Origin of the sequence: Mycobacterium sp. TY815 (assembly GCF_030755135.1) — a bacterium.
Taxonomy (GTDB): domain Bacteria; phylum Actinomycetota; class Actinomycetes; order Mycobacteriales; family Mycobacteriaceae; genus Mycobacterium.
This window is the reverse complement of sequence record NZ_JAUFRX010000006.1, coordinates 17,399-31,181: the sequence shown is the minus strand read 5'-3', so window position 1 is coordinate 31,181 and position 13,783 is coordinate 17,399. Positions and strand designations below refer to the sequence as shown.

Here is a 13,783-nt window from a genome sequence, read left to right as displayed (position 1 = left end):
AGTTGCGATGAGTGTGGAGGGGTTTGTGCGGGCTGCGGGCGCGGCGATGGGTTTGGCGCGCGAGGCCTTCGGCGCGGGGGGCGGTCATGGGGCGGCGACTGCGCTCGGATGGGATGAGAGGCTAACGCCTGCAACGGGCTTCGGGGCTGGTTCAGGGTTGGCCGCGGATGGCTTTGCGGACGAATCAGGAGCCCTAAGTGGCGCTTTGGGGGCGTTGGGGGAGATGGATTGTGCGGGTGAACAGCAGCTACGTGAAGCGTTGAGTGCTGCGGGGCTGAGCCGCCAGCGAATGGATGTCGTCATCGCGGCGGCGGTGGCCGATGTGCGCGCTATGGGTGGCTCGACGAATACTCCTGCCGGGCAACGGGCGTTGGTGGCGGCGATCAAGCGCCACCTAGAGCAGACTCAGGACACGTTGGATCACGCGCAGGGGGACGCCGGCACCCGCGCGGCCGCAGCGCAGGTCAACGCAGCAAACTATGCGGGCATTGGGCAGCCGACGACCGGGGCTGGGGCTGCGTTGCCGCAGCTACCGAGCGTCCCGATGGGTGGGTTGCCGTTGGGAGGCGTGCTGGCGCCTCTGGCCGGGCTGAGCAGCATGTTCTCCCAAGGCGGCGGGCCACAGACCATGAGAAATGTGGGTGCCGAGTCCCCTTTCGCAGGGGTGGCGAGCTGTAGCGACCAGGAGGGATCGCTGGCGGCGGGGATTCCTGTTGGCGAGGTGCGCGTGGACAAGATTGGCGTCGCGCCTGGACGCGAAGCCTACCGCACCTACATAGCGAAAGCTCTTGACGTGATGGGCATTACCGACCCGGCGGCGCGTGCGAACTGGGCCCGGGGATTGGAGGTTGGTGCCGAGCGTGAGTCGGGGTTTAATCCGATGGCGATCAATCGTGTGGACGTTAACGCGCATGGTGCGTTGCTGGGTGATGGGGCTCCGGCGGGTTGTTCGCGGGGCGGTTTGCAGACCATTCCGGCTACGTTCGCCTCGAACCATCAACCTGGTACCAGCACGAATATCTATGACCCCGTGGCCAATATTGCGGCGGCAATGAACTACTTGATGCGCCACTATCACGTGCAGCGTGACGGCTCGAACTTGACGTCGGTAGGTCAGTTCAATCCTCACCATGTGCCGCAGGGGTACTAGCGATGAGTGTGGAGGGGTTTGTGCGGGCTGCGGGCGCGGCGATGGGTTTGGCGCGCGAGGCCTTCGGCGCGGGGGGCGGTCATGGGGCGGCGACTGCGCTCGGATGGGATGAGAGGCTAACGCCTGCAACGGGCTTCGGGGCTGGTTCAGGGTTGGCCGCGGATGGCTTTGCGGACGAATCAGGAGCCCTAAGTGGCGCTTTGGGGGCGTTGGGGGAGATGGATTGTGCGGGTGAACAGCAGCTACGTGAAGCGTTGAGTGCTGCGGGGCTGAGCCGCCAGCGAATGGATGCCGTCATCGCGGCGGCGGTGGCCGATGTGCGCGCTATGGGTGGCTCGACGAATACTCCTGCCGGGCAACGGGCGTTGGTGGCGGCGATCAAGCGCCACCTAGAGCAGACTCAGGACACGTTGGATCACGCGCAGGGGGACGCCGGCACCCGCGCGGCCGCAGCGCAGGTCAACGCAGCAAACTATGCGGGCATTGGGCAGCCGACGACCGGGGCTGGGGCTGCGTTGCCGCAGCTTCCGATGCCGCAGCTACCGAGCGTCCCGATGGGTGGGTTGCCGTTGGGAGGCGTGCTGGCGCCTCTGGCCGGGCTGAGCAGCATGTTCTCCCAAGGCGGCGGGCCACAGACCATGGGAAATGTTTCGGGGTTGTCGGGCCCAGCCAGTGGCTTTGGCGGCGGCGGCAGTGCTGGAGAGCAGGTCGTCAAGCGGGCGTTGTCGCAACTAGGGGTGAAGTACTCCTTCGGTGGGGGAAGTAAGCAGGGGCCATCGCCGGGGGCTGATGGTGTGGGTTTCGACTGCTCGGGCCTCGTGCAGTTTGCCTATGGGGGTTCTGGGATCAACGTGCCCCGCACCACGTACGGGTTGCAACACGCCGGCGTGGCTGTCCCGCTCGAGCAGGCTCGTCCTGGCGACATCTTGCTTTGCAACTATTCCGCGCCAGGAGTTCCTCAACATGTGCAGATCGTGATGTCGGCATCGCAGACGGTTGAAGCCCCAGATCGGGGCCTGACTGTCCGGGTGGGCCGGTGGCCGTCGGGACACGTTGAGGTTCGGCGCCTTGTCGATTAAGGAGAGTGGCTGATGGCGGGCGGGTTGAACTATGCCTCGCTTGAGCAGGTGAGTGCGTGGCGGTTCTTGCGGCACAGGGTCGCTGTGGCGATTGGGCGGCGCAATGTTCGACTGATCCACGATCCGTCGAAGAATTCGACGGCATCGCTGGTGGTCGGAGTTGTTGCTGCTGTCGTGGTTCTCGGCATCTGCGCGATTGTTGCCTGGATCAAACCTGTTGGCCAGGTGGGGAAGTCCCAAATCGTTGCCGATCGAGGCAGTGGGGCCTTGTATGTCAACGTTGGCGGAGTGATGTACCCGGCGCTGAATTTGGCCTCGGCGCGGCTGATCACGGGTAACGCGGATTCGCCGACCATGGTTCCGATGAGCGAAATCTTGAAGTTGCCTGTCGGGCCGCTGGTGGGGATTGTCGGTGCGCCTAATGATCTAGCGGTACGCATCGCTAGCGATGCCGGGTGGGCTCTGTGTGATCGATTGGGCTCCAACGGGTCTCGGGTGGTCCCGAGGGTGACGGTTATCGAAGGTGTTCCCACCCTAGGGGACTGGGCGCAGAGTCTGGTGGCGCCGCGTGCGGCCTTGATGACCTACGGTGGCGCGGTCTTTCTGGTGACCGATGGGCACCGCTCGGAGATCGATCTGGCTGACAAGCCGGTGGCGCTGGCCTTAGGGTTGCCGGTGGGTGATCTGCACCCGGCAGCGATGTCGAGGGCGCTGTATGAAGGTCTGACGCCGAGTGCGCCGATGCGTGTTCCGGGTATTCCGAACCCGGGTGGACCGGTGAGTTATTCGACGACCTCGTTGCCGATTGTTTCGGGCAGTGTGATGCGGGTGTCCGACGTCACCGGAGAGCCGGAGTTTTTCGTGGCGTTGCCCGCGGGCGTTCAGCGGGTGCCGCAGACGGTCGCGACGATGATCATCAATGCAGGCGTAGTCGCGGGTGCGCAGGTCCTCACGACCACAGCCGCGACGCTGGCGGGGCTGCCGTTGGCGACTGGCTTTGATGTCTCGCCGTATCCGCGCGGGCCGGTGCAGTTGGTTGACCAGGCTGTCGAATCAGTGACGTGTGTGTTGTGGCGCAAAACGAATGGCGAGCCGCACGCGCAGGTCTCCACCGTCTCGGGGCGGCGCCTGCCGATTCCAGTGGGAGATGAGCATCGGGTGGTGCCGCTGGTGTCGGGGGGAGCCGAAAGTGCCGACGCGGTGTACACCACGACGGCGGCGGCAAATTTTGTGCAGGTAACTGGTGTGGAGCCAGGGTCGACGCGCGGGGAAAGTCTGTGGTTCATTGGCGACAACGGGGTGAGATTTGGAGTGCCCACAGTGGGCAATGGGGACGAGCAGACACGACATTCACTGGGGTTGACGGCTGCGCCGACGCCGGCCCCATGGGCGGTGATTCGGTGGCTGCCCGCAGGTCCGGCTTTATCGAAGGCGGCGGCCATGGTGCAGCATGACACGCTGGCCCCTGATCCTCACGTCGCAGTCCTGCCTACGCCGCAGCAACCGGGCACGGGGGAGGGGTCATGAGCAAAGTCGGTTTCATCCGCGAACAGAGCGCGGCGCCGGGGGTGTGATTTTCAGAGGTAAGTGGCGGTGAATCTTCAGCGGTAAATGGCGTCACATAGTCGCGATGACCCGCGTGCGCTTAAGCGTTTAGGCGATCTTCGTATGGGGCGTCGGGCGGAATCTGTAGGACCTCGATCATCTCGGATGTGCGGAGCTGGTCGATAAGTTCACGTGTACCGCCGATGATGGTGGAGTCGTAGTCGACTTCGGTTGCCACGCACCAGGTGTGGTCGGCGGGCCAGAAGAAGCTTGGCGATTGGGGGATGAAAAAGTCCTCGTTGACCCAGTGTCCGATCCGTACGGCGGCGTCGATGTGGCCTTTAAACAGGTGGTATCTGCGGCCGGGTAGTGAAAAGGTGGGTCCGCTTGTGGCGAGTCGCCATTGAGCCGGTGCCGGCTGGGGCGGTTGGATGTCCGGGATCACACCGTCGGGAGCGTAGTAGGCGGTGATCGTCGACGCCGGACTGTCATGGTCGTGGAGCCAGCCCCAGCCTTCCCAGACCGCGAAACAGCACGCCTGTGCTGTCGTGGTGTGCCTGGCGAGGATGGCGCAGAGCGCCTTGAGTGCCCAGCCGTTCAGGTCTCCCCGCATGGGGTCGCCCGGTCGGCCGCGTCCCGAGGATGCTGAGGACTTGATCTTCTCCCACCAGGCCGATGGATGGAGAATGCGGCTGTTGGCGCGGGCCACCGTCGCCCAGGTCAGTGGTCCGGGGTGATCGTCGAGGGGATGCAGTAGCCGGGCGTAGGCCCCAAAGCCGGCACCGACCATGCCGGTCGGCCAGTGCTGGTGATCCCATAGGTCTACCCGGTCGATCAGCCACTGAGCCGGCTCGGCCGAGCCGGCAGGTCGAGGAGGTTGATGATCCACCCTGCCACGATCCCTTACACCGCCCCGTTACGCAGCATCGGCGTGTTTCGTTAACGATCGTTCGCGCGACAGTCCGCCAGGCTGAACATTTCCGCAGGATAGGCCTGTAACGCTTGCCGTGTCCGCGCCAACGTCAACTTGTCGGGGGTTGGCGATACCGTCCGGCCATGCGGATCGGCTACGCGCGGGTCTCCACCCGCGACCAGCACCCCGAGGCCCAACGCGATGCGCTCACCGCGGCGGGCTGTGACCAGATTTTCCTCGACAAGGTGTCGGGCAAGCTGGCCCGCCGGCCGGAGCTCGACAAAGCTCTGCTGTCGGCCAACCGTGTCGGCGATCAGCTGGTGGTGACCAAACTGGACCGGCTGGGCCGATCGCTGGAGCATCTCATCGAGTTGTCCAAGCGCCTGCAGGGCGCCGGCGTGGATTTGGTGGTACTCGACCAAGGCATCGACACTTCAACGGCCATTGGCCGCATGTTCTTCCAAATCCTCGGCGCTGTAGCGGAATTCGAGCACGCTTTGATGTCGGAGCGCACCATGGACGGTTTGGCGGCCGCGCGGGCCCGCGGCCGCACCGGTGGGCAAAAACCCAAACTGGGTCCCCGTCAGGTGAAGCTGGCCCAGCAGATGTACGACGAGAAAGACGAACACGGCAAGCGTCGCTACACCGTCGAGCAGATCGCCGCCGAGTTCGGAGTCACCCGACCCACCATTTATCGGCATCTGGGCAAGGCCCTTAACAACGGCTCGGCCGCATCATGACCCCCCCGCAAGAGCCGGTCAGGACACCGGACGAAGCGGATACCGCATTGACCATGGCCCAACGCGAACAGGCGATGGCCCGCTACGCGGTGCTGCGCCCACACCTGGACGACGGGATATCGCTGGCCGAAGCCGCGCGTCAGGGTGAGGTGGCGCTGCGCACCGCGCAGCGCTGGCTGGCCAGCTACCGCAAGTCAGGACTAGTGGGGCTGGTCCGTCCTGGACGCTCTGATTGCGGCCGCCGCGGGTTGCCCGATCAAATGGTCACGCTGATCGAGGGGCTGGCATTACGACGGCCTCCGATCAGTGCGGCAAATATTCACCGCCAGGTGACCCAGATTGCGCCGCAACATGACTGGCCGGTGCCGTCCTACAGCACGGTGTACGCGATCGTCGCGGGCCTCGATCCGGGCTTGCGGATGTTGGCCCACGAGGGCACCAAACGATACGAGGAGACCTTCGATTTGGTGTATCGGCGTCAAGCGAGCGGGCCGAACGAGCTATGGCAGGCCGACCACACTGAACTGGACCTATGGGTGATCACGCCGTCGGCAAAGCCGGCTCGCCCCTGGTTGACTGTCATCGAAGACGACCACTCCCGCGCTGCAGCCGGCTACATGGTCAGCTTGGAGGCACCCTCCGCGATCAACACCGCTTTGGCGCTGCGGCAAGCGATTTGGCGCAAACCCGATCCCGGTTGGCCGGTGTGCGGCATCCCTGGCGTTTTCTACACCGACCACGGCAGCGACTTCACCTCCCGGCATATGGAGACCGTAGCGGCCGAACTGAAAATCCAACTGGTGTTCTCCCTGCCCGGCAAGCCACGCGGCCGGGGCAAAATCGAGCGGCTGTTCAACAGCGTCAACCAGATGTGCCTGTCGACGTTGCCCGGCTACGCGCCACGCGGAACCCCTGATCGAGCCGGACAGGCCCGGCTCACCCTGCCCGAATTGGACACCGCGATCGGGCGGTTCCTCAGCGACGGCTATCACCACCGGGTGCACAGCGAGACCCGCCAAACACCAGCACAGCGCTGGTCGGGCGGCGGGTTCTTGCCCAGGATGCCCGACTCGTTGGAGCAACTCGACCTGCTGCTGCTCACCGTGGCCCAGCCCCGCAAGATCCACCCCGATGGAGTGCACTTCCAAGGACTGCGCTACCTAGACCCGGTGCTGGCCGCCTACGTCGGCGAACAGGTCACCATCCGCTACGACCCGCGCGACCTGGCAGAGATCCGCATCTTCCACGACGACAAGTTCGTCTGCCGGGCGATTTGCCCCGAGCTGGCCGGCACCACCGTCGCGCTCAAGGAAATAACCGCCGCCCGCAATGCCCGCCGCCGCGAACTACGCCAAGGCCTTCGTGATCGCGCCAAGGTTGTCGACCAGCTCATCGCCGTTCATCAGCCCGACTGCAACTACCCGCTGCCTGGGATGGCCGTAGCGGCTAGTGGGCCAGCCGACCTCGACCAGGATTCGGCGCCCAAACATGCGCTCAAGCTTTACCGAGAGGACTGACCACGTCATGGCCGACATCCAGGACCAGGACACCCAACACACCGCTGCCCCCTCATCCGAGCAGTCAACTACCACAACGAAATTCGTTGTCACCAAGCAGCATCGCCGCTTCGTTGAATTCTGCGATGCCGTGCGCCGCGACCGCTACATCGGCCTATGCCACGGCGCACCCGGTGTCGGCAAAACGCTGTCGGCTCGCCACTACAGCTCATGGGACACCGTCAGACCGATCGTCGAGCACTTCCGCTTCTACGAGACCGTCGCACCCGAACCTGCTCTCGCCGTGCGCACCGTCTTCTACACCCCCAAGGTGCACAACACACCCCTCATCGTCGAGAAAGAGGTCCGATACCTGCACACCCGGCTCAGCTGGGCCATTGAGACCACGCTGAACCCCGACCGCGGCTCCGAGCACCTCGTTGAACCTGACGGGGCGTATACCGAACTGGTCATCGTCGACGAAGCCGACCGGCTGAAAAACCCCGCCCTAGAAGCGCTACGCGACCACCACGACCGCACCGGCGCCGGCCTGATCCTCATCGGCATGCCCGGCATTGAACGCCGACTGGCCCGCTACCCGCAGCTCTACAGCCGCGTCGGATTCCTGCACCACTACCAACCCCTGTCCAGCGACGAACAAACCTTCGTACTGTCGCGTCAGTGGCCCGACCTCGGCCTCGACAACCCCGAAGACTTCACCACCCGCGAGGCCCGCGCCGCGATCATCCGCATCACCAGCGGCAATTTCAGGCTCACCACCCGGCTGATGGCGCAGATCCATCGCATCATGGACATCAACCAGCTCAACACGGTCACAAGCGAAGTCGTCGACGCCGCCCGCGAATCCCTCGTCATCGGGATCATGTAACGCCATCTATCGCTGAAGATTCACCGCCACTTACCTCTGAAGATCACACCGGGGGTACCCGAGGACGCGATTGTGGTCCCTGATCCCAGTGAGATCAGTCGTGGGACGCCATCTAGGCCTCCGACGTGGGTATGGGTCGTGTTGTTCGTCGGTGCGGCGATCGGCCTGATGGTGATGCTGTACAGCAGCGGGGCTAAGCAATTGAGCACAGGCTCGTTCTTCATCTTCCCCGTAATGATGGTTTCGATGATTATGATGATGCGTAACCGCGGCGGAGGCGAAAAGAAGAGTCGCGGATCGGCGAAAAACCAAGAGCGAGCTGACTATTTGCGTAAGCTCGACGAGCTGCGGGTAGATGTTCACAAGGCGGCGAAGGCACAGGCCAAGGAGATCGCCTTTCATCATCCCGATCCTTGTGATGGATCGCTAGCCACCCTGATCGGCACTCCGCGGATGTGGGAGCGTAGTCCGCAAAGGCGCGGTAACTGGGGACACTTGCGTCTGGGTGTTGGGGTCACGCGACTGAAAACCAACCTTCGGCCGCCCACCAAAGTTCCGCCACCAGAGTATCGCGAGACGGTGACTACGGTGGCCGCCCGGGATTTTCTGCAGGCACAGAATGTGCTGCATGACGTTCCGCGTCCGCTGCACGTGTTCGACCAAATGGGCTGGAGCTTCTTTGGCGAGCCGCATCAACGGCCGATCGTTCAGGGCATATTGCGTTCGCTGGTGTGTCAGTTGTGCGTGTTCCACGGCCCCGACGATGTTCAGGTGGCCATCATCAGTGATGACACGCAGGCCTGGGATTGGGCGAAGTGGTTGCCACACAACGCTGATGAGGAGTTTGTCGACGCGTGCGGGCCATTGCGTTGGATCTTTCCCGATGTGAAGGCGTTTCTGGATCGCCTTGACGGCACTGTCCGTTCACGTCCGCCGTTCGCGCCGATCATGGAAGGCATGGAGCTGCCTATCCGGTGGCTGGTGGTCGTGGTGGATCTTCCCGGGGCCGACTGTTCGCCGATCTTGGGCGATGTTGGGCGAATGGGGGTTTCGGTGTTGGAGGCCACGGGCAACGAGGCCAGCGTACTGGCGAATAGCAATTCGGCATACATCCTGGACGAGATCGGCAACTTGCTGAAGGCTTCTGCGGATCGGGAGATCAACTGATGGTTCAGGTTTCAAACACGGCGCATGAGGGTCTGAGATTTGCGGCAGTACCGGACGTGCTGGGTATCGACGAGGCGTTGGCGCTCGCTCGGGCTCTGGCGCGGTTCACCCCAACAGATGATGCTGAGCGGCTGTTGGAACAACGGGCCGCTGAAGCCCGGGCAGGGCAGGAGTTTCTAGACGCTTACGGAATTTTCGACGCTCGGACGTGGGATCCAACGATCGGCTGGAACAGTGTCACACCCGCCGAGCGACTGAAAGTGCCAATTGGCAGAACCCCCGGCGGCCAGCTCGTCTGCCTGGACATTAAGGAGGGCGCGGAGAACGGTGTGGGTCCTCACGGGTCCATGGTCGGTCAGACAGGATCAGGCAAGTCCGAGCATCTCATCACCTATGTGCTCGGTCTGGCGGCCAAGTTCCCGCCGGAGATGGTCCAGATCTTGTTGGGCGACTTTAAGGGTGAGTCGGCGATGGCAGGTTTAGAGAACCTGCCGCATGTGTTGGGGATTGTGTCGAACCTGGAGAAGTCGGTCCACAAGCTGGACCGATTCGAGCAGGTCCTGCTCGGGGAGCTCAGTCGCCGACAGGAGGCATTGAGTAGACATCGCTTCAAGGCCGTGCGCGAGTACGAGGCCGCGCGCCTGGCCGGACGCGACGACTTGGAGCCCTTGGGCGCACTAGTTTTGGTGCTCGATGAATTTAGTGAGTTGCTGCAGCTACGCCCCGACATGGCCAAGGTGATGGACAAGACTGCGCGGCTGGGCCGCTCGTTATGGATTCACATTCTTAACGCTTCGCAGCGTCGAGAATCCAAAATGGCGGGCATGACAGCCCAGGAGGGTTATGCGATCGGCCTGAAGGTCAAGGACGCAGGTGAGTCGCGGGCTGCGATCGGCTCGGCCCGGGCCTGGGAGGAATTCAAACACGCCGCTCAAGGTTCAGCGTTCTTGGTTGTCGACGGCGAACACACCCGATACCGATCGTTCTATGTCTCTGGACCGTTCACACCTCCAAAATTGAATGCCACGCAGCGGGATCGGACGGAGGGCTACTACGTCGGCGTGTCACGTTTCACCACCGGGGTGGTGCATCTGCCGGACGTTGTGGAAGAGGAAATCGAGGACGAGCCTGACGCCGATGCGGTGCCCGGCGCGGAGGCTCCGACGGTCCTTGAAGTGCTAGTCGATCGTATCCGGACCGCGGGGGCGTCTCGGCCCATGCACAAGTTGTGGCTGCCAGCTTTGGAGGAGACCGCGGCGCTGCCGATCGATGAGATTGCCGAGGAGTTCTGGGGGCGGCCGTGGGCAGAGTTTTCCGACGACAGCGGACTGGTCGTGCCGTACTGCCGCGAAGACGACCCATTCCACCACGCTCAGAACGTGCTGGGGCTGGAATTAGGGGATAGCAACCTTGGTGTTGCCGGCGCGCCGCAGACAGGCAAGTCCACCTCGCTTCGCACAGTCATGATGGCATTGGCGATCTCACACAGCCCTCAGCGGGTGCAGTTCTACGGGATCGATTGCGGCGGTGGCAAATTACGGAGCCTAGCTGGATTGCCGCACGTGTGCGGCATTGCAGCACACGGCGAGGACGAGAAGATCCGGCGGGTCGTGTCGGAAGTCGAGCGGATCTTGGCGTTCCGCAAACGTCACTGGGCGAGCTGGGGCGAGAACGGGATAGATCTCAGCAAGTTCCGAGCGTTGAAATTTGGACCGGTAAAAGGCGAGGTCCCCGAGGACAGCCACGGCGACGTGTTTCTCGTCGTGGACAACATGAAGGCGCTGCAACTGCAGGAGGGGGGCATGTTCGACATTCACGAACGGTTGACGGCGCTCACCGAGGGGGCGCTCAACTTCGGTGTGCACCTGATGATCTCCGGTGATCAGTGGATCACAATGAAGGTCGAGCCGAAACTCGGTGCCAAGATCGAACTGCGGATGGCTGATGCCGCCGACTCAAAAGCTGGAAACCGCGAAGCAGCCAAGCAAGTACCTGAAAGCCAGAAGGGTCGCGGGCTGGTCAAGGGCGGTAAACACATGCTCGTCGCTGTCCCGTATTTGCGGGAATTCGCCGACACCGGCAACGAGGTGGCAGCCACCGAATTGACAGCTCAGGCTGTGGGCAAGAGGTGGGCACAGCTGGGGTATGAGCGTGCACCACAGCTGCAACAACTGCCAGCCGAGATCAATTACTCCGACCTTCCGCCGGCGCCATCGGGTCTCCTCAAGATCGGTATCGGCGAGCGCGAGATGACCACCGTCGGAATGGATTTGCGCCAGACACCGCATGCGTACTGCGTGGGGACGACCCAATCAGGGCGCACTATGTTCTTGAAGACAGTGTGTGCCGCCATTATGGAGGCCTTCACACCCCGCCAGGCGCAGGTCATCCAGTTCGACCCAGACCTGTCCCTAGCTGATTCGATCGATGATTCGTATCGAACGGTCTATGCCACCAACCCAAATGAGATAGCTGCCGCGGCGGCGGCTTTGGCGCAAAAGCTCACCGAGCGCCGGCCGCCGCGAGGCCTATCGCCGCAGGAGTTGACCGCCTGGAATCCTTTGCGGCCCAAGTGGTTCATCGTCGTTGATGATCTGAATCTCCTGACCCCGGCGGGCAGCATCCAGTCCGTGTTGCAACCGCTAATTTCGGCGATCGAAACGGCCCGCAAACTCGATCTGCATGTGATCGCTGCTAGCACAAGTGAGAATTGGTATGCGAAAGGCAAGAGCAACAAGGTGATTGCTGCAATGGACACTGGCGGTGCCAGCGTCATTGTCCTGGACGGCAACAAGAATGAGGTCATTGTCGACCAGGTGCGGCCAGCAGCGCGAATCCCCGGGCGCGCGGAGTTCTACAGCCGCAAGAACGGTGGGCAACTGGTGCAGATCGCCCTGCCTCCCCAGCCGGCCGCACCCCGTAAGATACATTCATAAATCGCATTCATTGACGTATCGTATTCAGCAGGGTATCCTTCGGGTAGAGGGTCAGTCGCCTCGGCAACGCTGTTCGCACTCGTTGTCAACGCCGACGACAGTTGCGGGCCGCGCGCGGTTGTACCCCTTGTCGAGGGTCCGTGCTTGCTACTCAGCCGCGGACCACCCCCGCAGGCCCACCTCGTCCGGGTGGGGCATCAGGTGAACGTTATGGTGTTTACGAATGCTGATTTGTGTGTCAGACTACCGGTGACAGCGAAGGAGTTCGATATGGGTTTCGTCATGCAGGACACCGATGGCGTGATGGCCGCCGCCGCTGCAACCGCAGGTCTTGCTGGCGAGGCCAGCGGCCACGGAGCGCAGGCGGCTGCAGCGGGAGCGGTAGTTCCCCCTGGGGTCGAGGAGATTTCGGCTGCCAATGCCGCCAAGATCGCCGCGTACACCGCTGAAGCGGCATCCGTGATGGAAGCATCAGCTGCGATCCACGCCGCCTATGGCGCCTCGGTTGGCGCCTCTGCAGCAGTAACCACGCTTGGTGACGCACTGAACGCCGCCGGCCTCGCGCAGGTCTTGTAGCGGCACGCGCGGCGTACTGAGGCACTGATGACCGGCGCATGGGCGGCACTACCCCCGGAGGCGAATTCGGCGGGTTTTTGGCTTGGCCCCGGGGCGGAGTCGTTTCTGGCCTCAGCCGCTGAACTTGCGGCACTAGCGGCAAGCATCATCGAGAATTTGGGAGGGCACTCGGCGGTTGCGGCAGCAATGGGAGCGGCATGGCCGGACCCTACGGGTGAGTTCGCGGTCCTGGCGAATGTGCCGCATCTGTTATGGCAGGCCACGGTAGCGGGCCTGATATCTGAAGCGGCGGCAATGATCGAGTCGACCGGAACAGCGTTCGAGACGCTCAAAGCAGCCACGCCCACGCCGATAGAGGTCACCGAGAATCAGATCGAGCACGGCGTACTGCAGGCGAACAATTTCCTGGGCATGCTGTTTCCGGCGATCACGGCCAACCGCGCCAACTATGGCCGGATGTGGATTACGGCAGCCGACAATAAGTACAGTTACGCCGCCGCGAGCGCGGCTGGGGTGCAATCGATCCCGCCGCTTCCCCCGCCACCGCCGGCGACGGCGGGCTCGATTCCCGACCCGACCTCGATGGTTCAAACGCCGACCGGTAAGTCGACTGACGCATTGGCATCAGGTGGCGGCGGATTAGACAGCGCCTTGGGGATGTTCATGAGTCCGGTGTCTCAGATCGGTTCTCAACTGGGTCAACTCGGCGGCGGCGGTGGTCCGATGCAGGGTTTGATGAGCCTGCCACAGCAGATGCTCAGCCCCCTGCAATCGATGATGTCGACGATCGGCAATCCCAGCGGCGTTGCTTCATCGACTGGGGCCGAATGGCTGGGCGCCACTCCCGCAGCTGGCGGACCGGTGACGGCATCGCTGACCGCCGGCGGGGGTGGCGGGGCAGGTATGGGCGGTTTAGGGGCTCTGCGCGGCCCCACGGGGTGGGCGTCAACCCCCACCATCAACGCCGCAGCACCAGCGGGCTCAGAGTCCGCCGCAGTCTCGCGAATTGGTGAGGCCAAGGCGGCAAGCGCGGTGCCCGCCAGCAACGCCGGAATGGGTGGAGCTGGCGGGATGATGGCGCCCATGGGCCACGGGTCCGGCGAACAGGGCAAAACGGACACCCGCGAACGCAGGGCTGATCCGTTGACTTCGCTGGCCGCGCTGTATCGCGCTCCGGTGGGAGTTCCGGTGATCACCGGCAGTGGCGGCGCCGTTTTCCAGCCGCGGGAGGGAGCCGGCGCACACACCACGTGAACGACAACCGAATGATTCGAACACCCAGACCACAACGG

11 protein-coding genes are annotated in these 13,783 nt (G+C 63.4%); 10 read left to right on the top strand and 1 reads right to left on the bottom strand.

Going from position 1 to position 13,783, the window contains the following annotated elements:
- Positions 1–289 precede the first annotated feature (289 nt).
- The 3 genes from QXK92_RS32535 to eccB all read left to right on the top strand — a co-directional run bounded on the left by QXK92_RS32535 (position 290) and on the right by eccB (position 3,756).
- Positions 290–1,150, top strand: a complete 861-nt coding sequence (locus tag QXK92_RS32535) for a transglycosylase SLT domain-containing protein (RefSeq protein WP_306248747.1) — start codon at positions 290–292, stop codon at positions 1,148–1,150.
- Positions 1,151–1,434: 284 nt separating this feature from the next.
- Entirely contained in the window at positions 1,435–2,229 is a 795-nt protein-coding gene (locus QXK92_RS32530; protein WP_306248745.1) for a C40 family peptidase, read from the top strand.
- Positions 2,230–2,241: 12 nt separating this feature from the next.
- Complete coding sequence (gene eccB, locus QXK92_RS32525; protein ID WP_306248743.1) at positions 2,242–3,756, top strand: type VII secretion protein EccB; 1,515 nt, start codon at positions 2,242–2,244, stop codon at positions 3,754–3,756.
- A 118-nt stretch (positions 3,757–3,874) separates the two neighbouring features.
- Here the strand turns inward: eccB and QXK92_RS32520 are convergent, their stop codons facing one another.
- Positions 3,875–4,663: a hypothetical protein gene (locus QXK92_RS32520; RefSeq protein WP_068021939.1), complete on the bottom strand. Its 789-nt coding sequence runs from the start codon at positions 4,661–4,663 to the stop codon at positions 3,875–3,877.
- 167 nt (positions 4,664–4,830) lie between these two features.
- Between QXK92_RS32520 and QXK92_RS32515 the strand changes: the two genes are divergently transcribed.
- From QXK92_RS32515 to QXK92_RS32485, 7 genes are all read left to right on the top strand, one after another.
- Complete coding sequence (locus QXK92_RS32515; RefSeq protein WP_055576341.1) at positions 4,831–5,427, top strand: recombinase family protein; 597 nt, start codon at positions 4,831–4,833, stop codon at positions 5,425–5,427.
- Positions 5,428–5,480: 53 nt separating this feature from the next.
- Positions 5,481–6,944, top strand: a complete 1,464-nt coding sequence (locus tag QXK92_RS32510; protein ID WP_055576340.1) for a Mu transposase C-terminal domain-containing protein — start codon at positions 5,481–5,483, stop codon at positions 6,942–6,944.
- A gap of 7 nt (positions 6,945–6,951) precedes the next feature.
- The gene (locus tag QXK92_RS32505) at positions 6,952–7,812 is read left to right on the top strand and encodes an AAA family ATPase (protein WP_055576339.1); all 861 of its coding nucleotides are present in this window, start codon (positions 6,952–6,954) and stop codon (positions 7,810–7,812) included.
- A gap of 138 nt (positions 7,813–7,950) precedes the next feature.
- Positions 7,951–8,979: a cell division protein FtsK gene (locus QXK92_RS32500; protein WP_306248738.1), complete on the top strand. Its 1,029-nt coding sequence runs from the start codon at positions 7,951–7,953 to the stop codon at positions 8,977–8,979.
- Positions 8,979–11,915, top strand: a complete 2,937-nt coding sequence (gene eccCb, locus QXK92_RS32495; RefSeq protein ID WP_306248737.1) for a type VII secretion protein EccCb — start codon at positions 8,979–8,981, stop codon at positions 11,913–11,915. The genes QXK92_RS32500 and eccCb overlap by 1 nt, the downstream gene beginning before the upstream one ends.
- Positions 11,916–12,125: 210 nt before the next feature.
- Complete coding sequence (locus QXK92_RS32490; RefSeq protein WP_306248735.1) at positions 12,126–12,491, top strand: hypothetical protein; 366 nt, start codon at positions 12,126–12,128, stop codon at positions 12,489–12,491.
- A gap of 27 nt (positions 12,492–12,518) precedes the next feature.
- The gene (locus QXK92_RS32485; protein ID WP_306248733.1) at positions 12,519–13,745 is read left to right on the top strand and encodes a PPE domain-containing protein; all 1,227 of its coding nucleotides are present in this window, start codon (positions 12,519–12,521) and stop codon (positions 13,743–13,745) included.
- Positions 13,746–13,783: the final 38 nt, after the last annotated feature.